The 26,868-nt window shown below is 61.2% G+C and carries 29 protein-coding genes and 1 tRNA gene; all 30 read left to right on the forward strand.

The genetic code is table 11. The annotated features are described in order from the left end of the window. The first annotated feature begins 43 nt into the window (after positions 1–43). A complete protein-coding gene (locus ABFD92_21585; protein ID MEN6507137.1) occupies positions 44–1,081 on the forward strand; it encodes a DNA cytosine methyltransferase in 1,038 nt (345 codons plus the stop codon). Further along, the gene (locus tag ABFD92_21590) at positions 1,078–1,740 is read left to right on the forward strand and encodes an ERCC4 domain-containing protein (protein MEN6507138.1); all 663 of its coding nucleotides are present in this window, start codon (positions 1,078–1,080) and stop codon (positions 1,738–1,740) included. The genes ABFD92_21585 and ABFD92_21590 overlap by 4 nt, the downstream gene beginning before the upstream one ends. Positions 1,741–1,742: 2 nt before the next feature. After that, the gene (locus ABFD92_21595) at positions 1,743–1,943 is read left to right on the forward strand and encodes a hypothetical protein (GenBank protein MEN6507139.1); all 201 of its coding nucleotides are present in this window, start codon (positions 1,743–1,745) and stop codon (positions 1,941–1,943) included. A gap of 39 nt (positions 1,944–1,982) precedes the next feature. Further along, positions 1,983–4,520, forward strand: a complete 2,538-nt coding sequence (locus ABFD92_21600; GenBank protein ID MEN6507140.1) for a phage/plasmid primase, P4 family — start codon at positions 1,983–1,985, stop codon at positions 4,518–4,520. Positions 4,521–5,287: 767 nt separating this feature from the next. Further along, positions 5,288–6,247, forward strand: coding sequence for a phage Gp37/Gp68 family protein (locus ABFD92_21605; GenBank protein ID MEN6507141.1), 960 nt, complete (start codon positions 5,288–5,290; stop codon positions 6,245–6,247). Then, positions 6,244–6,456: a hypothetical protein gene (locus ABFD92_21610; protein MEN6507142.1), complete on the forward strand. Its 213-nt coding sequence runs from the start codon at positions 6,244–6,246 to the stop codon at positions 6,454–6,456. Before ABFD92_21605 ends, ABFD92_21610 begins: the two co-directional genes overlap by 4 nt. Before the next feature lie 187 nt (positions 6,457–6,643). Continuing rightward, the gene (locus tag ABFD92_21615; protein MEN6507143.1) at positions 6,644–6,904 is read left to right on the forward strand and encodes a helix-turn-helix domain-containing protein; all 261 of its coding nucleotides are present in this window, start codon (positions 6,644–6,646) and stop codon (positions 6,902–6,904) included. A 374-nt stretch (positions 6,905–7,278) separates the two neighbouring features. Next, positions 7,279–7,680 carry a hypothetical protein gene (locus ABFD92_21620; protein MEN6507144.1) on the forward strand — a complete coding sequence of 134 codons (402 nt, stop codon included), beginning with the start codon at positions 7,279–7,281 and terminating at the stop codon, positions 7,678–7,680. 67 nt (positions 7,681–7,747) lie between these two features. Beyond that, positions 7,748–7,820, forward strand: a tRNA-Ile gene (locus ABFD92_21625). Positions 7,821–7,849: 29 nt separating this feature from the next. Further along, entirely contained in the window at positions 7,850–8,023 is a 174-nt protein-coding gene (locus tag ABFD92_21630) for a hypothetical protein (GenBank protein ID MEN6507145.1), read from the forward strand. A 116-nt stretch (positions 8,024–8,139) separates the two neighbouring features. Further along, positions 8,140–8,829, forward strand: coding sequence for a hypothetical protein (locus ABFD92_21635; protein ID MEN6507146.1), 690 nt, complete (start codon positions 8,140–8,142; stop codon positions 8,827–8,829). Then, complete coding sequence (locus ABFD92_21640) at positions 8,829–9,218, forward strand: hypothetical protein (GenBank protein ID MEN6507147.1); 390 nt, start codon at positions 8,829–8,831, stop codon at positions 9,216–9,218. Before ABFD92_21635 ends, ABFD92_21640 begins: the two co-directional genes overlap by 1 nt. Before the next feature lie 3 nt (positions 9,219–9,221). Next, on the forward strand, positions 9,222–10,151 hold the full coding sequence (locus ABFD92_21645) for a hypothetical protein (GenBank protein MEN6507148.1): 930 nt from the start codon (positions 9,222–9,224) through the stop codon (positions 10,149–10,151). A gap of 28 nt (positions 10,152–10,179) precedes the next feature. After that, positions 10,180–10,386 carry a hypothetical protein gene (locus ABFD92_21650; protein ID MEN6507149.1) on the forward strand — a complete coding sequence of 69 codons (207 nt, stop codon included), beginning with the start codon at positions 10,180–10,182 and terminating at the stop codon, positions 10,384–10,386. 100 nt (positions 10,387–10,486) lie between these two features. After that, positions 10,487–10,774 (forward strand): hypothetical protein, encoded by a 288-nt coding sequence (locus ABFD92_21655; protein MEN6507150.1) that lies wholly within the window; start codon positions 10,487–10,489, stop codon positions 10,772–10,774. Then, positions 10,771–11,691, forward strand: a complete 921-nt coding sequence (locus ABFD92_21660; protein MEN6507151.1) for a hypothetical protein — start codon at positions 10,771–10,773, stop codon at positions 11,689–11,691. Before ABFD92_21655 ends, ABFD92_21660 begins: the two co-directional genes overlap by 4 nt. Next, complete coding sequence (locus ABFD92_21665; GenBank protein MEN6507152.1) at positions 11,688–12,428, forward strand: hypothetical protein; 741 nt, start codon at positions 11,688–11,690, stop codon at positions 12,426–12,428. The genes ABFD92_21660 and ABFD92_21665 overlap by 4 nt, the downstream gene beginning before the upstream one ends. A gap of 9 nt (positions 12,429–12,437) precedes the next feature. After that, positions 12,438–12,800, forward strand: coding sequence for a hypothetical protein (locus ABFD92_21670; protein ID MEN6507153.1), 363 nt, complete (start codon positions 12,438–12,440; stop codon positions 12,798–12,800). A gap of 8 nt (positions 12,801–12,808) precedes the next feature. Next, the gene (locus tag ABFD92_21675) at positions 12,809–13,579 is read left to right on the forward strand and encodes a hypothetical protein (GenBank protein MEN6507154.1); all 771 of its coding nucleotides are present in this window, start codon (positions 12,809–12,811) and stop codon (positions 13,577–13,579) included. Between the two features lie 3 nt (positions 13,580–13,582). Next, positions 13,583–15,073, forward strand: coding sequence for a right-handed parallel beta-helix repeat-containing protein (locus ABFD92_21680; GenBank protein ID MEN6507155.1), 1,491 nt, complete (start codon positions 13,583–13,585; stop codon positions 15,071–15,073). Further along, positions 15,073–16,299, forward strand: coding sequence for a hypothetical protein (locus ABFD92_21685; GenBank protein MEN6507156.1), 1,227 nt, complete (start codon positions 15,073–15,075; stop codon positions 16,297–16,299). Before ABFD92_21680 ends, ABFD92_21685 begins: the two co-directional genes overlap by 1 nt. Beyond that, positions 16,299–18,239, forward strand: a complete 1,941-nt coding sequence (locus ABFD92_21690) for a hypothetical protein (GenBank protein ID MEN6507157.1) — start codon at positions 16,299–16,301, stop codon at positions 18,237–18,239. The genes ABFD92_21685 and ABFD92_21690 overlap by 1 nt, the downstream gene beginning before the upstream one ends. A 2-nt stretch (positions 18,240–18,241) precedes the next feature. Next, positions 18,242–19,198, forward strand: coding sequence for a hypothetical protein (locus tag ABFD92_21695; protein MEN6507158.1), 957 nt, complete (start codon positions 18,242–18,244; stop codon positions 19,196–19,198). A 29-nt stretch (positions 19,199–19,227) separates the two neighbouring features. Continuing rightward, positions 19,228–20,223: a hypothetical protein gene (locus ABFD92_21700; GenBank protein MEN6507159.1), complete on the forward strand. Its 996-nt coding sequence runs from the start codon at positions 19,228–19,230 to the stop codon at positions 20,221–20,223. 1 nt (position 20,224) lies between these two features. Next, the gene (locus ABFD92_21705; protein MEN6507160.1) at positions 20,225–20,809 is read left to right on the forward strand and encodes a hypothetical protein; all 585 of its coding nucleotides are present in this window, start codon (positions 20,225–20,227) and stop codon (positions 20,807–20,809) included. Beyond that, on the forward strand, positions 20,739–22,337 hold the full coding sequence (locus ABFD92_21710) for a terminase family protein (GenBank protein ID MEN6507161.1): 1,599 nt from the start codon (positions 20,739–20,741) through the stop codon (positions 22,335–22,337). Before ABFD92_21705 ends, ABFD92_21710 begins: the two co-directional genes overlap by 71 nt. Before the next feature lie 13 nt (positions 22,338–22,350). Continuing rightward, positions 22,351–22,797 (forward strand): hypothetical protein, encoded by a 447-nt coding sequence (locus ABFD92_21715; GenBank protein ID MEN6507162.1) that lies wholly within the window; start codon positions 22,351–22,353, stop codon positions 22,795–22,797. After that, positions 22,797–23,915 (forward strand): KTSC domain-containing protein, encoded by a 1,119-nt coding sequence (locus tag ABFD92_21720; GenBank protein ID MEN6507163.1) that lies wholly within the window; start codon positions 22,797–22,799, stop codon positions 23,913–23,915. The genes ABFD92_21715 and ABFD92_21720 overlap by 1 nt, the downstream gene beginning before the upstream one ends. 26 nt (positions 23,916–23,941) lie before the next feature. After that, the gene (locus ABFD92_21725; protein ID MEN6507164.1) at positions 23,942–24,319 is read left to right on the forward strand and encodes a hypothetical protein; all 378 of its coding nucleotides are present in this window, start codon (positions 23,942–23,944) and stop codon (positions 24,317–24,319) included. A gap of 121 nt (positions 24,320–24,440) precedes the next feature. After that, the coding region (locus ABFD92_21730; protein ID MEN6507165.1) for a DUF935 family protein at positions 24,441–26,868 on the forward strand (2,428 nt) is incomplete at its 3' end.

Raw genomic sequence — 26,868 nt, forward strand, 5'->3', positions numbered from 1 at the left:
CATCGACACTAGGAGTATCGCGGATGTTACGGCAGACGATGTTATGGGATACACAAGATGCCATTTCTTCGCCGGGATTGCCGGCTGGGATCTCGCCCTCCAGCTTGCCCGATGGCCAGAGAATCGACCAGTCTGGACCGGCTCCTGCCCCTGCCAACCCTTCTCGGCGGCGGGGAAGCGGCAAGGGCAAGCGGACTCCCGCCACCTCTGGCCCGAGTTCGCCCGCCTCATCGGTGAGTGTCGCCCTCCAACGGTCATTGGAGAACAGGTTGCAAGCGCGATTGGCCACGGATGGCTCGATGGAGTATTCGCAGACCTGGAAAGAGAAGGTTACGCCTGCGGGGCGGTCGTACTTGGCGCACACAGCATCGGCGCGCCGCACATCCGACAGCGGTTGTACTGGGTGGCCGACACCGGAGAAATCGGACGCGGACGGCGGCCGTGTGAGCAAGGAAGTCGGCGGGACGCGACCGAGCGGGGCCAAGAGGTCTGTGACGCTTGGGGCGGTGACGGCGAACCTGACAGGCTGGCCGACGCCCAATGTCCCGAATCGCGGTTGCGAGATGGACAAGAGCCACCGGCCGAACAGCGGCGGGATCGACCTGCAATCGACGGCGATGCTTGTTCCGTCTGTGATGGGAGGGGATGGTATCTCCAGAGATTCTCAGATGACTTTGCGACCCACTGCCGGGTATGCGGCGGAACTGGCAGACTGGCCGACGCCCAATGCGATGGAAGGCGGTTCGACGAGCCGATCCTGGAACCGCAAGGACGAGTTGCTGATGGGAGGACTGGGCCTGGGACTCCAAGGCTGGGCGACACCACAGGCAATGGACAGCGAGAACGCGGGCGGTCCTCAGCAAGCGTGCCTGACCAATCAGGCGGAAGGTCGATATGGTCCGACTCCCGCCCCATCCTCTGTCGAGACGGGAAGTGGAGGAGGATACCGCTTGAACCCGCGCTTTTCCCTCTGGCTCATGGGCTTCCCAATCGCGTGGGCATTCTGCGGGGAGCGGGCAACGCCATCTGCCCCCAAACGGCGGCGGAATTCATAAGGGCGTTTATTGAAAGCACATCGTGAAAACCAAGCCAGCGGAAATCGAGATTGACCTCAGCGACGGCGCGCGGCCTCCCGCGAAACCTCCCGCTAGTCTGCCGGCACGTTCCGGCAGGCGAGGGAAGTCCGGGAAGCCGGGTGAATCGGCGAAGCCTAACGCATCACCCCGCGCGCCGTCGCTATTCCGCTCCCTCTCGATCTGTCCGTTCACGATCATCGTGGACACGCGCGAGCAGCTCCCCTACACCTTCGACGACATGCAGGAGGCCGGCCGGGAAATCATCGTGCCGGTGATCCGCCTGGGCCTGGAGTCAGGCGATTACTCGCTTGAAGGATTTCAGGACAAGATCGCCATCGAGCGGAAATCCCTGCAAGACCTCTACGGCACCCTGGGCGCCGGCCGGGAGCGGTTCGAGCGTGAATTCGAGCGGCTGGCGAAGATGGACTTCGCGGCCGTGGTGATCGAGGCATCCGCCACGGATATCCTGCACCCCGACGAGGCCGACCCCTGCTGGCACTCGCGGCTCGATCCGCGAAGCGTGGAAGGGACGATCGCGGCCTGGTCGGTTCGATATCCCGTGGTCCACTGGTGGCCGATGGGAACGCGGAGGCAGGCGGAGGAGCGGGTATTCGGGGTGCTGAAGGCGTGGTGGAAAGAGCAAACCCAGAAAAGAAAGGCGTGAACATGAAAATCAAAGATTTATGGACTGTCGTTTTATGCAAATCAAATGAGCCAGTGGTTCCAATTGATGACAACCCTGAATCAGACGACCAGGGGATGATCGTTTACCGCTCTCAGCGAGCGGCTGAACTCGCGGCAGAATATCAGGCGGAAATGTACGGCATCGATTGCCGTGCGTGCAGGATGGATAAAGCGGAGATGTAGGAGTGTGGAACTGACCAGTAGCCAGACAGGATGCACGCCATGAGCAAGACGCCAGCCAAGAAATCCCCCAGCCACAAGCCCCCCGACATCCTCGCCATCAAGACAGCCGCCTCCGGCCGCTGGCGCGAGATCCTCCCGGCACTGGCGGGCATCGCCCCCGATTTCCTGGACGGCAAACACCACCCCTGCCCCAAGTGCGGCGGGACCGATCGCTTCCGCTTCCTCGGGGATCGGGACGGCGGCTGCTACTGTAATCAATGCTTCGCGGAGAAGAACCACGACGGGATCGCGTCCATCCGCTGGCTGACCGGCAGCGAGCTTCCCACGGTGCTGGCGCAGTTGACGAGCTACCTGCACCTGGATCCTGCTCCATCCCATGGCACCACCGCATCATCCCCCAGCACTCCCAAAAAAGCCCCCAGCAAGCCGCACAAGGCCCGCGTCTGGGCCACCGCGGAAGGCATCGTCCACACGATCCACAATGCCCTGGTTGCCAAGGAAGGCCCAGGCGTGCGGTTCGTGCGGTCCTGGAAGTACCCCACCTTCTCGGTCTTGCGATTCGACCTCCCCACCCCTGCCGGCGAAAAGCAACGCAAGGAATTCCGACCCGTCCACCAGGCCCCGCTCGGCACTTCCGGCACGCTGGGGTGGGCGCTCGGCTATCCGCCTGGACCGCGGCCGCTGTATCGCCTGCCAGAGATCCAGGCGGCCGCCGATACTGATTCATCCCTCCTCACGATCCACGGCGGGGAGAAGGCCGCCGACGCCGCCGCGGCCTCCATCCTCCTCCCCAGCACCACGAACGCCGGCGGCGAGGAGGCCATCCGCCTGACCGATTGGGGCCCGGCGGCTCGCTTCCAGACCGTGGCCATCGTCACAGACAACGATTCGGCCGGCGAGCGATTCGGCCAGGCCGTGGGCGCCATCCTTCGCACCCAGCGGCCCGAGGACCAGGTCATCAAGATCATCCGCTTGCCGGGGCTCCCGCCGAAGGGCGACGTGGTGGAGTGGATCGCGGCCGGGGGCACCCTCGAGGAGTTTCTGAAAATCGTCGAGAAGACGCCGGCCGCCGACATCAAGCCGATCGACGCCACCGGCATCAAGCCCAACGAGGCCCCAGACGACCCGCACCGACTGGCCCGGGTGAACCTCGAGCGCTACGCGACCCGGCACGACGGTCGGACGATCGTCTTTTGGCGGGACGAGTGGTATGCGTGGAAAAGGAATCGTTACCGCAAGATCCCCGAGAAAGAACTGCGCGCGAAGATCGCCACGTCGATCAAGGCGGAATTCGACCGACTCAACATCGTGGATGTCAAGAGCTACGAAGAGCGAAAGGCCCTGGGCCTGCTGGACCCAACGAAAGACAAGGGGCCGCCGGAGGTCCAAAAGGTATCCACGCATATTGTCGGGAGCGTGCTCCAGGCCACGTCGGGGATGACGGTCCTGTCCGGCGAAATCGAGCACAATACCTGGCTGCCGACGAAGCAGCGGCTGCCGCTGATCTCGCTCGCGAACGGCCTGCTCAACGTGGAGGCCCTGTTGGCCGGCGCCGAGCCGGAGGATTTCCTGCGGCCGAACTCTCCGTCTTGGTTCTCAACCGTCAGTCTCCCGTACCCATTCGACATTGCAGCGGAGTGCCCGAAGTGGCTGGCATTCCTGGAGTACAACTTGGAGCTGGACCCCGAGCGAATCAAGCTGCTCCAGGAGTGGGCCGGCTACCTGCTTCTCCCGTACACCGGGGAGCAAAAATTCATGATCCTGGAGGGCGAGGGGGCCAATGGGAAGAGCGTTTTCTGCGCCGGAATCGAGTCCATGCTCGGCAAGGATAACGTCTCCCACGTCCCCCTGGAGATATTCGGCGAGCGGTTCCAGCTCACCCAAACCATCGGCAAGCTCTGCAACATCGCATCGGATGCCGGGGAGATCGAGCGGGCCGCCGAGGGCCACCTGAAATCGTTCACTGCCGGCAACCCCATGACCTTCGATCGCAAGGGGATGGCCCCATTAGACCTCGCTCCAACCGCCCGCCTGATGGTCGCATGCAACAACCGGCCTCGCTTCAACGACCACAGCGATGGGGTATTCCGTCGCATGCTTATCGTGCCTTGGCGCGTGCAGATCGAGCCAAAGCGACGCATCAAAGGGATGGATCAAACCGACTGGTGGGAGCGGTCAGGCGAGCTAAGCGGTATCTTCAACTGGGCGGTTGCCGGCCTGCATCGCCTCAGAGCACAGAACGGATTTACTTACTCGCAAGTGATGAACGATACGCTGGAGGAGTATCGCGAGGAGATGAATCCGGCCCGGGTGTTCCTGTGCGAGAACCTGGAGCGATCCGATGGTTCTGTTGTCCGCACCGACCATATCTACCGCCTGTATCGCCGCTGGTGCGAAGCCAACGGCCACAAGCCGATGGCCTCCGGCAACCTCGGGAAAGAGGTCATGAGGGTGTTTCGCGGAACGAAGAAAGTCAGAAGGGGGGGTAAGTCGGATCGGTTCAACGCTTACGAAGGAATCGCTTACAGCCAGGACGAAATCGCGGGAGAGACAACGGCCGACAAAGAACTATTTTGAAAAAGTGAAGCATCTACCGTGACACCTATGACACCAATTTTTGCATTTTCAAAAACCGTGCGTGTCACCGTGACACCTATGACACGAAATGTTAAGATAGGTAAAGGTGTCATAGGTGTCATAGGTGTCATAGTAAACCATACCCCCACGTAAGCAAAAAAGAATTAGACATATATATATGATAGTAATAAATAGCGCTATGTGAGGGAGTAGCAGGAGGGTGACACCTATGACACCTATGACACTTACCCATTTTAACATTGCCAGGGGGGTATGAACCTAGAGGGGGTATCATCATGGCCGGGATCCGCGAATTGCTCGAACGTCAGAAACGCCAGGCGGCTAGCCTGCCGGCGGCTGCTTCGGCTGGACCTGCGGCGCCTGCAACGGCCGGCCTTGCTCCGCCTGCCGGTGGTGGCGGAGGAGGAACGGCGGCCGCGGCTGCTCCGGCTGCTGCTGGTGCGGCTCCTGCTGCTGGTGACGGTTCTGATGCATCACGCATGCCACTCGATATTCCATCCCACATCCGCATCGTCTTCGATGCAAACGGCTCGATCATCTACCGCCGGCCAGGCGTCACGCGACGCGAGGCGATAGATGCACGCGATAATCTGGAGTGGTTTGCGAGGCGTGAGAAGGCGATAAGGCGAGATGAGGAGCGGAGGCGATAAGGCGAGTATGGAAGGAAGGTGATAAGGCGAGCAGGGAAGGAAGGCGATAAGCGGAGGCGATAAGGTAAGACGATAAATCCACAGATTGGAGTAAATATGGGAGCCAACAGCAAGATCGAGTGGACGGACGCAACATGGAATCCCGTCACCGGCTGCACGCCAATCAGCGCGGCGTGCGACAACTGCTATGCCGCGCGGATGGCAAAGCGGCTGGCCGGGTGCTGCGGCTACCCGGCCGACGATCCATTTCGCGTGACGCTTCATCCCGAGCTACTCGACGAGCCGCGGCGCTGGCGGAGGCCGCGCCGCGTGTTCGTCGTGAGCATGGGTGACCTCTTCCACAAAGACGTCCCGTTTGGTTGGGCCACGCACGTTTTCGACGTGATCCGAGATTGTCCGAAGCACACGTTCCAAATTCTAACGAAGCGGCCAGGGCGTATGGAGGAGTTTTTTAACGGGCGAGGCGGGTGGCGATATGGTCCACCTCCAGATAACGTCTGGCTGGGTGTCACGGTCGAGAACCAGGCGACCGCCGACGAGCGAATACCGATGCTGTTGCGGTGCCCGGCGAAGGTGCGGTTCTTGTCGTGCGAGCCATTGCTGGGGCCGGTGAATCTTCGTCTCGCAACCCCATGCGACCGTCGATGCAATGAGTACGATTACGCGGAGTGCCCTGGAACGAACGGGCCATGCATCATGCAATGCCGTGTTGAATGGGTCATCGCCGGCGGCGAGAGCGGCCCCAACGCCAGGCCATCGCACCCCGACTGGTTCCGTTCGCTGCGCGATCAGTGCGCGGCGGCTGGCGTGCCTTACTTTTTCAAACAATGGGGATCGTGGGCACCGGGTAATTACGGGTCCAAGTTGAATCCAGCGCAAGGCATCTACCGGGATGGGCGAAGGCTTATTTCCGACGAAGATTTTCAGCGGAAAGGCGAAGCATGGCCTCGATCACTCATATCCCATGATGGCAATTTCAGTTTCGTTACACGTGTTGGCAAGCACGCCGCCGGCTGCCTGCTCGACGGCCGCGAGCACAAGGAGTTCCCCACGTGACCCCATCCATCACGCTGTACAAACTAGGCAACGCGCGCAAGCTCGTCTTCGTCAAAGGCACCGAGAGGTATATCTTCCTCTTCACGCCGTCCGAAGAGGACAAACTCATGCGGACCATGGGACGGTTCGCCGCCAACCCGGAACTGAGCTTCACCTGGTACGATGCCGCGGTGTGCTCCCATCACGTGAAGGCGAGGGTGAAAAGATGAATTTCTGCGAAACCTGCCATTGGTGGTCGGGCGTCCTGGCGCATCCAAGTAAACCTCACTTTTATGGTTGCGTGAAACTCACAGGAGACCGTGGAGAGGAGCGGGAGCGGCTGAGCATTGTATTGGTCGGAGTGATCTACACTCGCAACGATTTCGGTTGCGTGTGCTGGGAAAAAAGGGAGCGACCATGAACCGCACCACCATGACCGAGCGGATCCGCATCCTCGACCTGGCCGCCCGTGGCCTCTGCGCCACCGAGATCGCGCGAATCGTCAACCGAAACCGCAACCTGGTCTCTGCCATCCTCGCCCGGCCGGCCGTGGAAGTGCCTGCGTACCGCTGTCCTGGCTGCGGGAATCGCGTCACGCTGCGGCCGTGCCTGATCTGTTTGTGTGCGGAGCGGAATAGGCGGGAGAGGCTGGTGATGCGCGAGGGGGACTTTAGGTGAGAAAAAAATTGATTAACACTAACGAAACTCCAAAACCACGGAACATCAAGGCGCATTTGCTCGTTAACAAGCCATGCTCGCTCTGTGGATCGTCAGACCGTGTGCGCATGGTATTTCCACGGCGCGGGTGGGGCGCAGCCAGGCAATCTTATTGGTCTCGGCAGCCATGGTGCTACCAGTGCTGTCGTCGGGCAAACGGCCAGTACAAACTTGCCTACTGGCGATAACCCCGAGCTGTAGGCTAAAAATCTGAAAATGAGTGCGCTTAACATTTTCCAGAACCTGTGGTATGCATGATGGCGACGAGGCACAAAATGCCATTTCAAGACCAAAGGCGCAGGCCAAACCGACCGCGCCGACCAAGGAGAGCCAAGATGTTTTTGAAACTGCTCGCGCTACTGAAGGCAGCCATTCCGCTGCCGGTGTTCACCGATGCGGCGAGTTTCCTCGCCTGGTGGAACGGCCTCGGCCCTTCCATTTCCGAGTTTGTGGCGTCGCTCGCCAAGCAGATCGTCACGACTGGCGAGGCGTTCATTTCGCTGCCCAACGGCGTCACGCTGAGCATGACCAGGGGCGACGATGGCGTGTACCGCTTCGACCGGTCCTCGGTGCCGATGGTTTGCGGGGCGCTGGCTGAGCACGATCCTGAGGTGTTTGGGAAGCTTGGCGACGGCAAGTTGATGGAGGCGCTGCTGAAGTTTCTGGAGCTGGCGGAGAAGATCCTGCCGCTCGTCTTGCCGCTGTTTTTGACGCCGGACGTGGAACCGGCAAAGTAGCGAACCCTGCAGGGATGCCCCAGCGCGTGGAGTTGCATCCGCGCGCTGGGGCCAGCGTGTGCCGAGACGCCGAGTGGAGGAGTTGGCACCTCGCCTGGCTCATAACCAGGAGTTCGCGGGTTCGAGTCCCGCCTCGGCCACTGGAAGCAAGCAAAGCAGGGAGCATGAAATGAAGACCACGATCCACGTTTTGTTTGATCTGAAGGAAGTGTATGACGCATTGATCGAGGCTGCCAAGGGACAGGCGGGCCAAGGGGCAGGATCAGCAAGCGTAGCGATTTCCTTTGGTTCGGATGGAAAACCGAATGGGGCCGTGGTGGAGTTCAGCCGCGGAAAGGTGTAAGTGATGGAAACTCTCACGCTTTTCATCACCGTGATGATGGCTGTGCTGCTGGGCGATCTGGTGTTTCTGCTGGCGGTGATATTTTGGGCCGATCATTTGTAGCGAAAGGCACGGCAATGGAAACGCGACCCTACGAACCACGCCACCGCGAAAGCACGCGCAGCGCCGCGAAACTTCGCTTCTGGCTTCTGCTGCTGATCCTCGCCATTTGGACCGCCATAATGGCCCTGGTGCCGCTGGTGAGCGGCGCGGAGCCAGGCTTGCAAGTCGGCTCGAAAGTCTGGCTGGTCCTCGCGGATGGCAAGCACGTCAAGGCCCGCGTAGTCGCCACGCCAAGCGGCTGGATGCTGGTGTTTGCCAACGGCGAGGACACCGGCGCCTTTCTTGTCTCGCCCGAGGGCGGGACTCCGGGCCCAACCCCGCCGCAACCTACCCCCACCCCGCCAACACCTACCCCGCCAACACCTACCCCAGAGACTCTGACCGGCCTCGCGAAACTTTCGCTCGACTGGTCGGCCGCCGTGAAGACGGAACGCCAGGCCGCCGCGAAGATCGCCGCCGCGTTTCAGGGCGCGGCTACTCGCATCGCTGCCGGGGATCTCGCCACGCCGGCGGATTGCGTGGCGGCAGTCTACGCGAGCACGCACCTCACCCTCACGCCGGCCGAGGGCCAGGCCTGGGGACCGTGGTGGGAGGCTTGTCGCGTGTGGTTTGCCGCGGAGGCCAAAGCGGGAAAGCTCAAGACGGCGAAGGATCATCAGCAGCCGTTTACGGACTTGTCGCGCGGACTCAAGGAGGTGAAGTAGTGACCACGGAACGGCAGGAAAAGATTCGCGATGCGTGCAAGAGGGTGCTCGATAAAGCGGCAGAGCGAGCCGATGTGCAACTCGTTCAGCAGCGCAGAAGTGACGCCATTGCCGATGTAGAAATGATGCTTGAGGCGCTTGACGCACTGAAAGCCGCGGGGGTAGAGATAGCGAGGCTGAAGGCGGTACTTGGCAAACTTCGCGCCGATGCGGAGGAAAATTCAACAGTCACGTTGATCTCGTTTCGCGAGTTTGACTCACCGCGCATTTGCGGACCTGTGCGGTGGCGGTATCACGTCTACCACCACGATAATCGCTCGGCATCGTCGTCCGCGATATGCGATACACCGGAAGCGGCGATTATGGACGTGCAGGTGAAAGGAAGCTAAACCATGCATTTCAAACTCATGGACCGTCTTCTCGACTACGGCGGCTGGACCTACGACCCTGTGTCGATCGGCGCGGTGATCGAGGCCACGGCGGACAAGCTCACTACCTGGGGTGCGCCAACGCCAGGGATCGGCGAGGGCAAGACCGTGTGCTTGTATCGGGCGTTCTCGAATACGCTCGGCCGCCAGCCAACCTATCCAAATCAGACCTCGGGAACGTGTGTTGGCCGTGGTGGCGCTCGTACCGTGGACCTGCTCCAGGCCATGCAGGGCGCGTGGACAGCCTTCGCCAGTTCGGAGGCGGCCTTTGCCTTCGCACGGATCGAAGTCGGCCTACTGGAACACAAGCAGCGACCGCCATCGGACGGCGCCGTGGTGGCCTGGGTCGTCGAAGCGATGCGGAAATTTGGCAGCGTGCTCCGCTGTGATCCTGGTGTGCCTGCGACGGATGATGATGATCTCGCCCAGAAATGGGGCAACGACCGCAAGGAGGGCGTTCCCGCCGCGCTCGAGGCTTTGGCCAAGCGGCGAATCGTCAAGGCGTGGACTCCCATCTCGGGCTACACCCAGGCACGCGACGCGATTGCAAGCGGTTACGTGGTGATCTTCGGGACTTCTCGCGCGCAGTGGGGACGCTCGCTGCCGGCACAACGCGACAAGCAGGGATTCCTCACCACGCGAGGAAGCACGGGCCACTGCTGGATCGCCACAGGCGTAGTCGACGACCGGCAACGGCCGGGGATTCTTCTCGATAACAAATCCTGGGGCGACGACTGGGTGGCCGGGCCAAAGGGCGTGCTGGAAGACATGCCTGACGGCGATTACCTCTGCGAGGCGGACGAGTTCGACAAGATCGTCTCGAAGGGCGAGGCGTATGCCGTGAGCGACATGGAGGGGTTTGAGCCGAAACCATTGGATTACCTGTTTTATTGATTTACCAGACACAATCGAGGGAGATATCATGGAGCGTTTCATTGAGGACGCGGAGGCCCTTGTGGCCATGTTGAGTGCCGTAATCGAGCAGGCGCGACGTTCCGACGACGGCGACGGGAGCGGCATGCAATACGCCGTGTCTTCGTATCCCGCCATGGTCGAACAGATCGGAAAGGTTACGACGAGCCTTGGTCGCGTCAAGCTCGTTGGGCGCGATGGGAAGGTCTGTCGCTAGACACACTGGCAGCCGGTTTGCTCGCCCTCTCGCAAGTGGCCATAGCGAGAGAAGCGCGGGGTTCAACTCCCCGGCCAGCGTCTTACGGAGTGAATGCAAGATGACAGCAGAACTTCACCCAGCTTTCGTGTGGGATTGCGATTCGTGCGGAACCGAGAACTTCACTCGCGTAATCGAAGGCAACCTTGACGAAGCAGCGTTTCAGGCGATTGCCGACCGCGACCAGGTAGTGGAAGACTTCCTTGCACCGAACGCTGAGCAGCAGGACGACGGCAGCTATTCGTCAGCTGTGCTGATAAACCGCATTACGCTTGTGCCAAAGCACGTTACTTGCAGGGAGTGTGGGGCGACCCATGAAACCGAAATACTGAGGGAGGATGGGGGATGAAACACGACAACGACTTCGCTGGTCCATGGGACTTCATTTTGCATGTTGTATTTGCGCTGTTCGCGCTGCTTCTGTGGGCGCTGATCGGCAGCACAGCACTATCCACCGATTACGTCTGGTGGTCGGCCGACTATCGCTTCTACGATCCATCCCCGATCCTTGTCCGGCCTGCCATCACGCCAGTCCGCAGCGCCATCCGCTGGGTGACCGTGCCGCGCCTCCGCGTCCCTCGCGATCTATGCGACGATCCGTCTGCTCATGGCGGCGGGAACTACGATGCGCACGAGGACAGCCACGGCGTGCAGGGACGGTTGCGCCAGCAGTACCCGGGCCACGAGGCGGTGTATCTCATGCATGGACGCGCGGCGCTGATTCCGGTGCCACGCTTCACGCTCACTGCCGTGGCCAGGGCCATCCCCGAGCGACTCCGCGGCAAGCGATACGGTCTCTACTTGGTGCAGCAGGCGCGCGCAGGATGGGACAACGAGCCAACCTACGTGCTCAATGAGTGGTCGTGCTACATCAACGGTTTGGAGTGCGACATCCTCAGGCGCGACCGGGCCAACATACGCCATGGTATCGAGGTGTGCAGGGAGTTTGAGGCTTACGCTCGCACCCTGCTGGATATCGCGCGCAGCACACCCGATTACGACGCCGAGCCGCTGGCCGCACTGATCGAATACCAGAGCGCTCGGCTGCAACGAATGATCGTAGGCGTGCCACCGGCCGCGGCGGTCAACACACCAACGGGCCAGCCCGCCGCTCCTCGCGCGTCAATGCCACGCGAGTACAGCGTGCCGGCAGCCGTACCGCGACTCGCCGCGCCCGGTGGCTGTCCTGGGGGCCAGTGTCCTACGCCTGGGGCGCAGGGCACGCAGGGCATCCAATGGCAGCCGTTGCTGAGGAGGGCGAGATGAATACCGATACTCGCTATCTACAGTCACTGTGGGACCGCCTGCCGGACAGCGGCGTGCTGGCCATTCCGCCAGGAACGTACCTCACAGACGGCACGCTGGAGTGGGCAGGCAAGGGCTCGCCGGTTGTGCTCGCACACGGGGTCACAATCAAGATTACGCTTGAACCTCGCCCGGCAATCCGCCTGTCCAAGTGTAGCTTCGCGCGAATCACCGGCTTGCGGTTGGAAGCACCCTACAACTCGGACAAGCCGCGACCTCAAGGCTTGACTGGCCTGGAACTCGTCAACGTCAATTACGCGAAGCTGGATATCGACTTCATCCATTACTTCCATACCGGCATCAAGCTGGTTGGCGACAGCAAAAGCTGCTCGTACAACGAAATCAGTTTCGGGCAAATCTACGCTGAACGCGGCTTAGTCATGGAAGCAAAGGCTGGCGGCTGGGCGAACGACATTGTGTTGCGGCGGGGGAAGATGACCGGCCCATACCCCGGCACGACCTTCATTGAATCGCTGAACGGCCTGCCGAATCCACTGCGAGGCTTGTACTCGTTTGGCGTGACCTTCGAGTCGCGCGAGGCGTGCTTGTATCGCGGCAGCGTTGCCACTGAGGTTGAGTTCCACGGCTGTTATTACGAGCATCCTGGCGCTGGCAAGATGACCGTGGAGCACGCGAAGAAGTTTCGGCCGGTGTTCTTTGGTGGCGATCCAAGCACGTTGACATTCATCGAGAAGTAAAGGATCATCATGCCCGACGCAACCGAGATTATCCGTAAGGCCGGCGACAGCGGCGGCTGGGAGCCAATGATGGTGGCGTTCGTTTTGATCGCTTGCATCGCCGCTATTTCCTGGCTCGTTAAGGTGTATATGGCGCAGGCCAACAAGCGCGAGGACTCCATGGCTGCACGGATCAACACGCTGGAGGATTACCAGCGTGCCACACTGGCGACCATGATCGAGAAGACGCAAACCGCGCTTGTGGACAACTCAACGGCAATCCGTGACTTGCGCGACACTCTTGAAGGCAAGCCATGCTTGCTCACAGACGAGCGAAGCGACCGGCTTGTGGATCGCATAGCGACTCGAATCAAAGACAAAGCACAGGCATAGGAGCAATCATGCCAATCAACCCCGTCATCAATCCTCTTGGCGAAGTCACGGTACCCGAGCGGCCGGCCGTCCCGCATCCCCACGTCGCCACGACGTTTCTCAGGATGCGACGGGAGCCAAAGCCGGCCAACGAGCGGGGCAACCCCGCCGACGAACACGAGTGGTTTCGCGAGTTGACTTTGACGGTTCGCGGCGGCTACAACTCGGCAGCCCAGACCTTCATCTCGCCCGAGGATCTTGCCCTCCTGAACGATGCAGACCGCGCGAAGTGCCGGCCACTCAACCACGCCTACCCCGACGTGGATGCACTCGGCGAGCAGTGGCCCGTGGTCGGGCTGGTGATGCTTCTCGTCAACAATGCGGCCCCACGGCTCCTGTTGCTGGATGAGGTTCTCATGCCGCAACTGGCAGCCCTTGACGCGCAGATAGTGGCGACTGCTGGGGCGAAGGTCGATGCTGAGCAAGCCCTCGCGACGGCTCAAGCGGCCGTTGCGGCCTTGCCCGGCCAGATCGCGGCGGCAGAGGCAGCGGTTGCGGCCCTGCCGGAGGACGCCACGCAAGATCAGCGGGACGTGGCGGCCGGCGAAGTGCTGGTACTCACTGCCCAGCTTGCGGAGGCGACTTCGCAGGCGGCTTCCCTGCCAGCAACCATCGCCGAACTCGACGGCACGCTGACCACACTCGGCGTGCAACGGGACGCGCTGACGGCCACAATTGCCCCGGTGCAGGCGGCCTTGACCGACGTGCCGGCGGCATTGGCGGAAGCAATGGGAGGGTAGGCGATGGCGTACCAAGAATTCTTCTGCAATTCCGCCGGCTCAAACATGAATGGGGGCAGCGAAGGCACTTCCACGACCGCTATTGGTGCGGCCGTACTGACCAGCACGAACGGAGCCTGGGACGCCATTGCGACGGATACCACCGTCAGCACGTTTACTTGTTCCGACTCGCCTACGCTTACCGCTGGCATGGTCGGCATGTACGCCAGCGTTTTTCAGGACGGAGACACAACCCCTACTGCGAATCGTTACGTCAACGCTCTGATTACTGCCATCGACAACACAGCAAAGACGATCACGCTGAGCATCGCCAAGCGAAACACACTCGGAACGCCAATAGCAGACCAAGCTAACGGCTACACGATCAAGGTAGGCGGGGCTTGGGCTGGACCGGCAGCAACCGTGCAGTTTCCGTTTGCGTTCATCACCGGTGCTGCTGTAGATACCACCGGAAATTGCAGTCCAAGAGTGAACTTCAACGGCACGTTCAATATCACAGCAGGCATTGACCACAACCTCGCAGGTCCGGTGGTTTTCGAGGGCTATACGACTGCCGCTGGTGATGGCGGCTATGCGATCCTTGACGGCGGCAGCCCGGCCACGTCGCTGAATATGTTCCAGCTTCGCGGAACGGCAAACGGACTGCGATACTTCAAAGCACAAAACAACGGGGCCGGAAATTTGTATCCGCAGGGATACGGACTGAATATAGCCGGGAACGGTAACTGGATAATGCGATGTGTCGCCACGGCGATTCGAGGGAACGGGATCATTGTCGCCAGTGCTTCGGCTGAGGCTTTCGAGTGCGAGGTGTATGGTTGTGGAATGGGGAATACCGCTGCTTTCTTCGTCCAGCAGGGCGTTGCTCGTAGGTGCATTTCCCACGATAACTCTGGAGGGACACTGACAGCCGGTTTCACGATTGGCAACTACGGCAGCGCGGCATGGCTGATCGACTGCGTTTCGGAGTCAAACTCAGGTAATGGTGTACATGTCGCCATCGGTGCCACTGGAGGAGGTGCCCAGATTGTCGGCTGCGACATCTACAATAACGCGGTGGATGGAGTGAGGATCGTAACTGCCGCCGGTGTGCATGCTCGTGTCATTATCGAAAACTGCAACCTCGTCAAAAACACAGGGTACGGGATAAACAACTCCAGTACCGGCCAGTGTACCGGCATGATTCGCAATTGCGGTTTCGGGGCTGGCACACAGGTCAATGGCAGTGGTGCTACGAACAACCTCAAGTCAACTGAGGTGCTTGATTCCGTGACATACTCGGACGACGTTACGCCGTGGACAGACCCAGCGAACGGTGATTTTCGTATTTCCCTGGCTGCTGCAAAAGGCACTGGGCGAGGTGCGTTCTTGCAGACGGCACCCTCATACGCCGGGACCGTTAGATACCCGGATATTGGCGCAGGGCAGCATCAGGACAGCGGCGGCGGCGGCCTTCCCCGCAATCGCGGAATCCTTTCTGGAGGATCACTCTAATGGGCGCAACCGGCGTAAAAGGCATCGACGTGCGGCAGACCGCCAACGGCCTGATCTTCCGCGCGAGCCTCAAGAACTCCTCTGGTGCGATCCTCGCGACGGGCACAACGGAGCTTCGCCTGTTCGAGGTGCAGGACGACGGCAGCTTGCATGTATTTGACTTCTACGCATCGACGCTTGACTTCACGTCCGGCACGCCAAGCGACGACGAAGCGGAGATGACCAAGCGGACGCATCTTGACGACGGCGGTAACCCACGCGAGACGGGGATTTGGACGTACAAGCTGGCAGACGTGAGCAAGTTCGTTAAGGGCGCGATCTACATTGCCCAGGTGACGAACAGCGGGGCCAGCCCGGTTGACCAAGAGCGGGAGTTTCAGTTTGGCGACGTGGAGGGAGATCTCGCGGTTACAGATACTGACCTGCTTAAAGCGGACGCGGAAGAGTGGGCGGGTGCGCAGGTATTACTCTCGTCCGGCATGGCGGGGTCGAACGTCCCGCTGGTCGCGCACACGAATGACGGGGCGGCGAAAGTCACGCTGGCAAGCTCCACAGATAAACAGCCCGCGAGTCTCGCCACTGCCGACGTGACCGGCAACCTGCCTGCCAACGTAGTTGACTGGAAAGGCGCGACCGCCCCCGCCATGACCGGCGATGCCTTCGCGCGGCTGGGTGCGCCTGCTGGGGATAGTGTGTCGGCTGATATTGCGGGCATTCACGCGAAAACGACGAACCTCCCGGCCAGCCCGGCAGCCGTGGGAAGCGCGATGACGCTGGCCACGGGCGCGATTACCTACAGCACGTTTGGGAGTTCGGCGATCACTTCCGGTGCCTTCGCAACCGATGCCATCTCCGCCGCCGCGCTGAGTTCGGCAGCCGTGGCAAAGATCGTTGCCGGGCAGGCGGATGTGTACACCGCGAAGGTGACACGCGGACGCAACGGCAACACGGAAATTTACCTCGTCAACTGGTTTAAGAACGGTGCCGCAATCCTCGCCAGCATCACGGACGCAACTATCACCGTCATGCCGGTGACGACGCCAGCCTCTCCGCTGATTAGCGCTGCAACACTCAACGCGGACGGGCTGGCTTACGGGTACTTGTACTATTCTGCCGACCCATCGACCGAGAAGAGCGCGGCGGGCGTGATGTACGGGGCTACGCTGTCGGCGGTAATCGACGGCGACACGCGAACGTTCCCGTGGGGAGTTGTAAAGGACGCATAATGAGTTTCACTACCTTAGTACAGCGCCGTTACGACAACGACAAGACGGCTATTCAAGCCGCCATCACTGCCGCCGACATTGCGGCTGGTACAAAGACTACGCTTGGAAACGCGCTCACTTCCGCACATGGGGCAACTAGCGCAGCCGGTGTCTCCTCGACGGGCTTTACGACCACGTTGCCATACGAAACGGCTCACGGGGATATGTTCGGCGTACAAGCCGCTCTGTGGCGCGAGCTTGGGCACACGGTCATGCGAGCATGGGCCGCAAACCCTTGGAGTTATCCAAACGCCTACGCGACTCCTACGGCAATACCCGGAACCAGCACGGTCTATGCATTGCGCCGGGACGTACAGCCGACATTGATCCGCGTGGCGAATCCAACGGCCGCTACAATCACCGTAACACTTTCTGTTGCTGGAATGACCGGCAGCCCGACTCCCTTGTGGGCGACCGTTTACAAGGTGCTGTGGACGGACACCCCGGAAATGCAGGAAGCGTGGAGCCGTAGCGAGCCCGTGCAAACTCGCATGGAGGAAATCACGGCCAGCGAGTACGGCTGGTCGATGGACGTTGCGCCCGGCTTCATTGGAGAGTTTTGGATTGACTGGGATGCCACGACGGAGTACCACGCCACCAAGCAGGCTTCCGTCACGGACGGCACAACGACCGTGCAGATTCCCATATCGTTTCACGTTTACAATGTGGAGATGCCGACCGCCAAGCAGTTTTCATTCGGGACGTGGGATCGGCTCGACACTCAGACGCGCACCACCGCAGATGTGGAGGCGTTGTGCGAGGGCTTCGGCTACAACAGCCCGGAAACGGGAGGCTGGGGCATTGTAATCGGCACTGGCGTCAGCTCACAAGGGGGTACGCCGTGGACGCTGACAATGGACTGGACGAATTTGCGAGCGTGGGTTGCCGCGAATCCAAACGCCAGTCGATATTTAATTTGGCAGCATTGTGTCGGTGAGTACAACTTGTCTGGACGGCTTGGGATTTCCTACACGGAACCTGACCTGTATGGGTTGGCCGACGAGAACATGCCGCCGCGTGTTGGCGAGTGGGCGAGGCAGTTGCACGAAGAGTTGGACTCCCTGGGAATTGCTGATAAGACATACCTGCACATCTATGATGAGCCTGGCACCGAGACAGCGTACACGGTTGCCGTAGCCTACATGCAAGCGATCAAGGCAGGGGCACCAAACTTGAAGCTGATGGGGAACCCATCACCTCCGCTTGCCGGACTCGAAACGCTAGATGCTGATTATCTCGCCGCCGTGGACCTGTTCATGCTGGTCTACAACGACTTCATCTACAAGGCGGGCCAGTACAGCATGACTCCGCTCGCGCTCGCGCAATGGTTCCAGCAGTACGGCGAAGTTGGCTTCTATGATGCAGTTGGGCCACGGCACGGAATCGACCCCTATTATGTCGAGCGCATGATGGGAATCCGCAATTACACCCTTGGGGCTGTTGGCGGAATGAACTTCTGGCTCATGAAGGCCGGTGACTTCAGCGGACAGACTTGGGTGGGCAGCAACGAGTACACGGTACAGACACCGAACTATTTGAACACCCCACTATTCATGGAAGCGACCACTGCATTTCCCAGCAAGCAGTTGGCGGGGATTCGTGCGGCGCAGCAAGACTACGAGCTATGCAAGCAGTTGGAGACATTGATTGCCGCGAAGCCAGCAGTTACGGGATTGGCCACCGCGCAGACCGTTCTGGATGCCTTTGCTGGTGTCGATGATTACAGCGATGCCTATGCCTCCTACATGGCGTGGCAGGACAGCACGGCAGTCAAGGGCGAGCGGACGGAACTGGATGCGGCCCGCGCGGCGGTTGTCGAACAGATTGCTGTAATGACTAACGCCAACCCGCCGCAAAGCAAGCGGCGCGCGGTTGTGTTCTTTGCGTCAATGGAGTTTTGATTATGAGGTATGAACCCGGCGCTGCACACATCCTGTCATGCCAGCTAAAGAACCGCTCTGGCGAGCCAATCATCGACGGCACGGTGAGCCTGTACTTGCTGATTACAAAGGCATCGACGCCAGTATTCGAGAACGTCTGGTACAAGTCTGACGACTCGTACAACTCGCCTGAAGAAGCCTACGCCACGGCTACGCTGGCCACGGGCAGCACGCAAGGCGTTTGGGCAGTCGAGGTGCGTGCAGAGGCTTTCGTGGCTGGGCGGAAATACAGAGCGTACTGGGTTGACTCTGCCGGGCGCGGCGAGCCGTACACCGAGGAAATCGAGGTTGAGACGGGCGGGACTGCGATCAAGACGGAGACGGCTACCCTAGCAGCAGTGAAGCCCGACTACAAGCCGACCGTTGATAGCAGCGGCTATACCGCTGTGCAAGCCGACGTCGATGTTGACGAGGCGGCGATTGCGGCGGAAGTGCTTAATCTCATCGGTGCAAGCGGAGTTCCGGTTGACGCGGCTGCAACTGTTGGGGCGTTTCCAGCGGCGGCATTGGCGAATTCTCCTGCCACGTCACCATCCGTGACAATTACCCCAGCTCAAATCTCAGTATCTCCTGGCGAGGCGAAGTCCCATGCCACGCTGTACGCCTATCAATATGCCAAACTCTCGTATACACTTACAATAACGGACGCCGCAGGAACAGCCATTACCCTAACAAGCAAAACCCTCTCGATGGTATTCTTCGACGCGGCCGTGCCGGGCGTGGCGGTATTCACCCTGGCCACCACAGGCGAGTCCGGCGACAACCTGGTTGTCAGTGGAGACGACAGCAACATCGTAACTGTGGCCGGCGCGGACACTCATACCCAGACAGCCCGGCGCCTAAGCTGGGTTCTGCGAAACCTAACGGACGATTCTGTAATTGGCAGTGGCAAGCTGGAAATTATCGCTTGCCCGGCGTAACGACACCCAAAGAGAAAGGGCGGACCTGAATGGACGACGAACGGAAAACCCACCTCCTGCTGGTTGTGGACCGCGTGCTCCGCGTGCGCGACGAATGGGCGGCCAGCGATGTTCCCTACATCACCGAGGCGTGGGAAGAGGCGATGGACGACATGGCCGCCGTGTTCAGCGACGGCGATCTTCCCGGCGAGTGCCGGCAGATGGCGACTCACGTCAACCTGCTTCTTGGCTGCTGGCGGGAGTGGTGGGAACGCAATCAGCGCGCGGATCTCCCCCGCGACAAAACCCCAGCCCCTGGCCCAAAGTTCTGGGGCGCCCTCTCGTCGGTTGAGGACGCCCGCGACCGGACTCGTCCGCAACCCGTCAAGCGGCTGGAAAGCGTGGCCAGTTTGAAGGCCCTTCAGCCCCCGGTCGGAGACCAGCAGATCTGCCGCATCTACGGCTGGCGGGACGAATTCGGGCACTGGGAGACGTGGAAGATCGAGGAAGAGCTCGCCCAGCCCGGCAAGCACTCCACCAAAGACCCCAACTGGTGCCCACCCCACGAGAAACGCCGGCAGGAGGCGGAGACCGCCCAGCGCGCCGCCGTGGCCCGAGCCAAGCGGAGCCTGACGCAGAAGCTCGAGCGCATGACCACCCCGGCGCCCGAGAGTATCGCCATGCTGGTACGCCAGGGGGTCTCGGCAAAGCAAATCGCCCGCATGCACAAGATCAGCGTGGACGAGGTGCTGGCCCATTGCGACGAGCAGGGTATCGCTCGCCCCGTGGAGGATTACGCGGATCCCAATCACACCAGCGGGCAGTACGACCGAGTGCAGCCCGAGGACAAGGCGGAGATCGAGGCGATCATTGCCGAAGCCGACGAGCAGCCGGCTCCAATGACCCTGGAGCAGGAAATCGTCCATTATCACAAGCAGGCCATGGATCCCAAGGCCATCGCCGAGGCCGTGGGCAGTACGCCGGCCAAGGTCAAGGCGATCTTGAAGCGATGGGAAGAGGATCCGGCGGCATTCGGGGAGGTGTGATGTGGGGCGAAAACCCAAGAGCGGAAAAAACGTCTATATGCCGATGCGCGAGAAAATAACTCGCATTATCGCGCTTCGCCTGGACGGCTGGACCCTGGACGCCATCGCCAAAGAAATGGGATACGCCGGCCCTTGCGGTGTGCGATCGGTATTGATGCGAGCCATGGCCAAGGTTCCACCCCCACCCAATGCCGAGGAATTGCGGCAACGTGAGCTTGCGGTTTGCGATGAGGTTGAACGCGAGGCATGGGAGCAATGGTATCGCAGCACCAAGGATGCCAGAAGTCGCATCGAGGCGGAAACCAAAGACGGCACTTTCGTGACGAAGCGAGTTGAGGGCCAGTCCGGCAATCCAGCATTGCTCGACAAGGTGCTCAAGGCCGCCGAGCGGCGTGCCAAGCTACTTGGCTTAGACGCCCCGCAGCGAATCGACCTCAAAAAGGACGATGATGCATGGGATAGCTTGCAGGGCAAAACTCCAGAGGAGTGGACAGCGGAGATCAGGGAGCGATTGAATGCAGGTGTTGACGCCGCAAGAAATCGAGGTCGCCCAAAGTGCGTGGACGACGTGGACGCCGAGACCTGACCGCCCCGAGGAGTTCGACCAGCAGGCAGGGTTTGTCGAGGCGACGGATAAGGTGTCCTTCGCCCTGGGCGGCAATGGGTCCGGCAAGACGGCCGCCGCCGCGAAAAAATGCGCACGGTTCCTGCTTTCGACGCCACCACCGCGAAAGGATACGCCGTTTTGGATCATCGCCAAGACCTACTATCAGGTGTGTGCGGTGTGCTGGGGGGAGAAGCTGGGCGGCCAGCAGTTCTTGCCCAAGGCCGCCGTGGATTGGCCGAACGTAACCTACTACGACGTCAAGCGACGCTGGCCTTTGTATGTTCCCTTGAAGCCGCACAAGAACGGGAATAACTGGGTGATCGAGTTCAAGAGCTACGAGCAGGGGCGAGAAAACATGCAGGCCCGCAGCATCGGCGGCTTCTGGTTTTCTGAGCAGTTCCCTGGAGACTTGTTTCTTGAAGTACTCCGCGGCTGTCGCGACTACATGTTTCCCGGCGGTCAGTTCTGTGAGTTCACTCCCATTGACCCAGAGTTGTGTATCTTTATGGAAAACATCCAGGAGAATATGCCCGACGGGTTCAATGTCTACCGCCTCAACACGGAATTGAACCGCGAGAACTTGGCCGACGACTGGTATGACGCCTTCTTCGGATCGGTGCCCGACGAGATGCTGGCTACGCGCAAGACCGGGGCCCTGGCCACCTTCGAAGGCGTAATTTACCAGAGCTTCAATCCGGCCATCCACGTCATCGAGAACGACGAGCGGGCCTGGCGCCTTGGCACTTACCACCACCGCGGCATCGACTGGGGGGCGAGCGTCGAGCATCCATTCACCTGCGTCTGGGGCTGCTATGATGCCGTGGGCGACTGGTTTATTTACGATGAATACTGGAACACGAGCCAGGACCGCATCACCCAGGACCACGCGGCGGAAATCGTGGCCCGCAGCATCGCCTGGGGGTGGGATCTGCCGGAGTGGTGGAAGAAGCCGGGATCCCGCGAATTCCTCAAGACGATGATTGAAAAGCGGGTTGCCCAACTCGCCGGGACATGGCCCGAGGTGATCCACGGGCGGACCTACGGGGAGAGCTTTGCCGACCCCAGCCGGCCTGGCGAGATCAACGCCTTCAATCACTACGGCGTGCCCACCGGCAGTGCCATGAACGACGTTTACAAAGGCATCGACGTGGTGCGGACGAAGATGAAGGTCAGTCCCATCAGCGGCAAGCCGAAGCTCTATGTCCACAAGCGGTGCAAGCACCTGATCGAGGAGCTGAGGAAGTATCGCTGGGTGAAGAAGCGGCCGGGCAGCCTATGGGTCACGGCGGCCCCTCGTCCCGTGCCACTGAAGAAGGACGACGACACGGCGGACGCGGCCCGCTACATGGTCGCCACCGTGGAATCACGGCGCGGGGCGGCCCCCACGTCAGGCAGCCAGAAGCCGGTTGACGAGCATCGCCGCGAGGTGCCCCTAGACCGGCCGGGCAACGGGCGGCAGCGATTTTCTCCCCAGGTTGCCGGGGAAGCCGGATGGTTCAAGAGATAGAAAGGGCGGAAAGATGGAAGGTGAACGGCGAGAGCGGATTTTGTATGTCGATGAGCGAGACGTGCTGCCTGCCCTTCAGGCCCGCCTTCCGTTGACGACGATTCAGTTTGGTGACGTTCCTTTGGATTGCAAGGTAAAGAGCGTTCATTATGACTGGGCGCGGCGTTCGTTCGCGTTTGCGCTGAGTCATCCGACGTTCGAACCGGTCCCGTGCGGGGAGGCTGCGCCCGAATTGATTTCGAGGATTATCGTGAACAAGGCAGCACGTGATGATCTCGGTGGTCTTGTGTCCGAACAGGCTGAACGAATCGCCCAACTGGAAACAGAGAGCGTCAAGCTGGCAGACATGCTGCGTAAAGCCAGCGACTACATCCAGCGTGCCAAGATCGCCGCGCGATGTCACGCCGGCCAAGACCTCGCGGACGCCATCCGCAACAACCCCGACCCCAAGTTCGAATAATGCCCTCACCCCTCTTCAATCAAGCGTCGAAGAAGCTCCGCACGCTGGCCCGGCAGCAGTTCAGCCGGACCACCTTCGGCCGCCTGCTTCAGGATGTGGAGTGGGCAGCCGCCGCGCCCGGCCGCGCCCCCGAGCGGATTCGTGGCATCGTGCAGCGCTACGGCAACCCTAGCCCGCAACGGATGATGCGCGAGTTGATGGGGACGGATTTCGGCAGTCTTGTGGGTGAGTTGCACCGTTACGCCAAGGGCGATCCCCTGTCCGGCGTGATTCACGAATTCTTATCCTCCCTGGGCCCCTCCGGAAAACTCATCAAGGCCCTGATTTCGGGAGGCAGCGCCAAGGCGGGCATCGAGCGGGAGCTCCAGTCCGCCATGGCGCTCATTCGTTCCTTCGGCGGCGAGGTCATTCCGCCCAAGGCCGGCGAGTGGGGCACCACAGAAGACGCGATGCGCGGCATCGAGGCGGCTCGCCAGCGGCTCGAAGGACTGGGCTACACGGTCATCGGGCCAGGCGAAAAGCGGCCTGTCCGCATGCCCGAGACGCAACGGCGGGGCAAGCAATACGAAGTGCCGATGAGCGAGGGCCGCGGCCGGCGATTCCCCGCCGATCATCCCATCGTGACCGGCGAGATGGTCGAGGCGCAATCCTCCAACGTGCATAGCTTTGGATACGACCAGCGGGACGCCTCGCTCTTTGTGCGGTTTCTGGGCGGGACGCGCATGGAGCGGGGCGGGCCCGGGTCGCTGTACCGCTATGCCAACGTCACCCCCGAGGAATTCCTCTCCCTCTACGCCACGCGCGGCGGAGGGGCCGGGGATTGGGTGTGGGACCATCTTCGCGTCCGGGGCACAGTGAGCGGGCACCGCAAGGACTACGAACTCGTCGGCATCACGGGCAATTACGTGCCGCGCAAGGCCACGGTCATGCCCGTGCCGGGCGGTGGCGTCGAGGAGTGGTTTATCCGCCGGCAGGTGAAGACGCATACAGGGAAGTGGCGGAAGTCGGCATTACCGGATGAAGTGGCGGTGCCGTTCGGCACGCTGGGGCCACCCCAGTTGACGGGCACCCGAGGCGCGCGTGGACCACAGGGACCACGGGGACCAGGGCGAGGGTAACGTTACTAACCAACACGGGCGGACCAATGAAACGATTTCGGCAATGGTGGCGAGGGTGCTACAAACGCTTGCGGGTTTGGAAAAACCTCCGGCGCTACGGGACGCGATCAAAATTCATTCACAACGAACACCTGACGGCATTTGCCAACGATCTCGGCTACGAGCGTCGAGCTGGCACTACCGTCGAACAGGGACCGCTTGCGCTCAAACGGAGGGCGTATCCCGTTGGCGTGAAAGACTCCTGGCATCACCGAAGCATCAAACACAACATCAGGGCCACGATGCGCGGCCTCGACGAGCGGTATGCCGCCCACGCATGGAAACAACCGCTGTTTCGCCGCCTGGAGGTGATGGAGGACGAAACGACGGGAGAAGTGCTGTTGGTCGAGTATACGAATTACTGAAAACAATGCCCCGCGCGTCCACGGCGGGGTGGGCTGATTCCGCCGTGCAAAGGTCGGGTGTGCCCGACGACGCGCGGGGCACTAAAGACCTCCATTTCGGGCGGTAGAAGCGAACACGGCTATGAGCATTTCCACGGCCACGGGCTACAACTCCGGCAGCAACCCCACGCAGCGTCCCGCCTCGATCCTGGCGGACCTGAAGCCGGGCGGGAGCGACAAGGATCCCGCTTCCACGATCCCCGGCATGCCGCCCAATTTTGGCGACTTCACGATTCCGCACGTCGTCAGCTTCCAGGGCATCATTTCGTCGGTTTCGCGTGTGTACCGCCCCAGCGACGAGGCCGTGAAGCACTCTTATGACAATGCCCGCTTCATGCTCAACGACGCCTCGATTTGCGAGTGCCTGGAGCAGCGGCAGCGCTCCGCCGCGCTGTTGAACTGGCACTTGGAGCCAGAGGATCCCCGCAATCCCGAGCAGAAACAGCTTGCCGAGGACATGACCGCGATCCTCAAAGGCATCCCGAATTTCATGCAGTACCGGGAGGTCTTGCAGTACGCAATCTGGTACGGCAAGTACGGCGTTCAGCACCGCTACCGCTGGCAGAAGGTTCGCGGGCAGATGCGAATCGTGCCGGCCGAGTGGAAGCCGATCAACGGCGACAAGATCGTGTACCGTTACGACGATGGCACGCGGCAGTACGACCCCAACCAGGTCGGCATCCGCGTGGGCGCGGGCTACGCCACCGGGAGCACGATTACGGGCCGCTGGGAAGGCCAGAGCAAGCGGAAGATCGAGCCCACCGACTACGGGTTGGCCTACTTCCTGGAGCCCTGGGAACGCCGCATGCTCTGCATCCACAAGCACCGCATCGAAGACGGCGAGTATGAGGATCCGCAGTCTGCCGGTCGCGTCCACGGCGTGGGCATCCGCTCGAAGATTTACTGGACCTGGTACCAGAAGCAGGAGACCCTCGCGTGGTTGATGGAGTTCCTGGAGCGATCCGCCTTCGGCCTGGAAATCTGGTATTACCCTTACGGAAACCCTGAGGCCGAGGCCAAGACTCGCACGGCGGCCCAGGAGCGTATCGGCAATGGGCGAAACATCATTCTCATGCCAAGGCCCGTGGAGGACATGGGCCAGCAGTACGGCGTGGAAAAGCTCGAAACCGGCATGGGCGGCGCCGAGGCCGTGAAGAGCATCGTCCAGGAATACTTCGGGGCGCAGCTCAAGCGCTACATCCTAGGGCAGACCCTGACGACGGAGGCCGGCAGCACGGGCCTGGGGAGCAACCTGGCGACCATCCACCTCGACACCTACCTCCAAATCGTCAAGTACGACGCCACGAACCAGGAGGAGACGGTCACCCGCGAGCTGGTCGAGCCACTGAAGCGGTGGAACTTCCCCAGGCATGCCGACGTGCCGCTATATTTCCGCATCGACACCGAGGCGGCCGACGTGGAGGGCAAGCTCTCGGGATGGGACCGCGCCTTTCATTGGGGGCTGAAGCTCAAGGCCGAGGACGTGTACGCGATGATCGGGGCCAGCAAGCCCGAGGCCCAGGACGAGACCCTTCAGGACCCGACCATCCAGCAGCAGCAACGACTGTGGGCCCAACACATGGCTGGTGGGCAGATGCCGGGGATGCCGGGAGCGGAGGGCATGGGTGGTGCTGGTGGCGCCGATGGTGCTGGTGGTGCCGGTGCTGGCGGTTCGCCTGTGGATCCCGCCCAGCAGGAAGCCGACCGGCAGGGAACGGCGGATGAGATGTGGAAGACCGTACAGGCGGGGCAGTTGACCGACGAGCTGGGGCTCGGCGGGATCAGCCCGGGCGACAAGCCGGTGCCGAGCGAGAACAGCGAGCGGCAGAAGATGGCCAACTACAGCATGGCGGACGCGATCGCCGAAGCTGCCGCCGCAACCGATCAATCACCGTCCGACGAGGCTAAGAAGGCTGGCAACTATCGCAAGGGCAAGGTCCGTTTGCACGGCTTGGAAATCGCCATCGAGAACCCGAAAGGCAGCATCCGCAGCGGCAAAGCGGCCGATGGGACGGAATGGCAGACGGTCATGCCGTGGCACTACGGCTACATCAAGCGAACGGAGAGCGAGGCGGATGGCGATCATATCGACGTGTTCATCGGCCCGCACCCGGACAGTGAAGTGGTGTTCGTGGTGGACCAGACCAAGCGCCCGGGCTGGCGGAACTTCGACGAGCACAAGGTCATGCTGGGCTGGAAGTCGGCCGACAAGGCGAAACAAGCCTATCTGGACGCCTACGATAAGGGCTGGCAGGGGTTCGAGGCGATTACTGCCTTGACGCTCGACCAATTCAAGGCGTGGCTGGAAAAGGGAGACAGTGGCAAGCGGATGGCCGAGCAGGTCACAGAGAAGTACGCTAAGAAGCCCGCCCCCGGCCAGAAAAACCTATTCCGCGAAGAGGACCATCCCCGCGACGACGAGGGGAAGTTCGCCGAGAAGGAAGAAGGCAAGACCACTGAGGCGTCGAAGCCGGCGGGATCCGGCAAGGACTGGCAAGCCAAGCTCGCCG

The organism is Planctomycetaceae bacterium, from assembly GCA_039680605.1.
In the GTDB taxonomy this organism is placed as follows: Bacteria; Planctomycetota; Phycisphaerae; order SM23-33; family SM23-33; genus JAJFUU01.

Coding starts and splice junctions, on each gene's coding strand:
- ABFD92_21585 (MEN6507137.1), top strand. CDS start 44: ATGGGATACACAAGATGCCATTTCTTCGCCGGGATTGCCGGCTGGGAT.
- ABFD92_21595 (MEN6507139.1), top strand. CDS start 1,743: ATGAAAATCAAAGATTTATGGACTGTCGTTTTATGCAAATCAAATGAG.
- ABFD92_21600 (MEN6507140.1), top strand. CDS start 1,983: ATGAGCAAGACGCCAGCCAAGAAATCCCCCAGCCACAAGCCCCCCGAC.
- ABFD92_21605 (MEN6507141.1), top strand. CDS start 5,288: ATGGGAGCCAACAGCAAGATCGAGTGGACGGACGCAACATGGAATCCC.
- ABFD92_21615 (MEN6507143.1), top strand. CDS start 6,644: ATGAACCGCACCACCATGACCGAGCGGATCCGCATCCTCGACCTGGCC.
- ABFD92_21620 (MEN6507144.1), top strand. CDS start 7,279: ATGTTTTTGAAACTGCTCGCGCTACTGAAGGCAGCCATTCCGCTGCCG.
- ABFD92_21630 (MEN6507145.1), top strand. CDS start 7,850: ATGAAGACCACGATCCACGTTTTGTTTGATCTGAAGGAAGTGTATGAC.
- ABFD92_21635 (MEN6507146.1), top strand. CDS start 8,140: ATGGAAACGCGACCCTACGAACCACGCCACCGCGAAAGCACGCGCAGC.
- ABFD92_21645 (MEN6507148.1), top strand. CDS start 9,222: ATGCATTTCAAACTCATGGACCGTCTTCTCGACTACGGCGGCTGGACC.
- ABFD92_21650 (MEN6507149.1), top strand. CDS start 10,180: ATGGAGCGTTTCATTGAGGACGCGGAGGCCCTTGTGGCCATGTTGAGT.
- ABFD92_21655 (MEN6507150.1), top strand. CDS start 10,487: ATGACAGCAGAACTTCACCCAGCTTTCGTGTGGGATTGCGATTCGTGC.
- ABFD92_21660 (MEN6507151.1), top strand. CDS start 10,771: ATGAAACACGACAACGACTTCGCTGGTCCATGGGACTTCATTTTGCAT.
- ABFD92_21665 (MEN6507152.1), top strand. CDS start 11,688: ATGAATACCGATACTCGCTATCTACAGTCACTGTGGGACCGCCTGCCG.
- ABFD92_21670 (MEN6507153.1), top strand. CDS start 12,438: ATGCCCGACGCAACCGAGATTATCCGTAAGGCCGGCGACAGCGGCGGC.
- ABFD92_21675 (MEN6507154.1), top strand. CDS start 12,809: ATGCCAATCAACCCCGTCATCAATCCTCTTGGCGAAGTCACGGTACCC.
- ABFD92_21680 (MEN6507155.1), top strand. CDS start 13,583: ATGGCGTACCAAGAATTCTTCTGCAATTCCGCCGGCTCAAACATGAAT.
- ABFD92_21685 (MEN6507156.1), top strand. CDS start 15,073: ATGGGCGCAACCGGCGTAAAAGGCATCGACGTGCGGCAGACCGCCAAC.
- ABFD92_21690 (MEN6507157.1), top strand. CDS start 16,299: ATGAGTTTCACTACCTTAGTACAGCGCCGTTACGACAACGACAAGACG.
- ABFD92_21695 (MEN6507158.1), top strand. CDS start 18,242: ATGAGGTATGAACCCGGCGCTGCACACATCCTGTCATGCCAGCTAAAG.
- ABFD92_21700 (MEN6507159.1), top strand. CDS start 19,228: ATGGACGACGAACGGAAAACCCACCTCCTGCTGGTTGTGGACCGCGTG.
- ABFD92_21710 (MEN6507161.1), top strand. CDS start 20,739: ATGCAGGTGTTGACGCCGCAAGAAATCGAGGTCGCCCAAAGTGCGTGG.
- ABFD92_21715 (MEN6507162.1), top strand. CDS start 22,351: ATGGAAGGTGAACGGCGAGAGCGGATTTTGTATGTCGATGAGCGAGAC.
- ABFD92_21720 (MEN6507163.1), top strand. CDS start 22,797: ATGCCCTCACCCCTCTTCAATCAAGCGTCGAAGAAGCTCCGCACGCTG.
- ABFD92_21725 (MEN6507164.1), top strand. CDS start 23,942: ATGAAACGATTTCGGCAATGGTGGCGAGGGTGCTACAAACGCTTGCGG.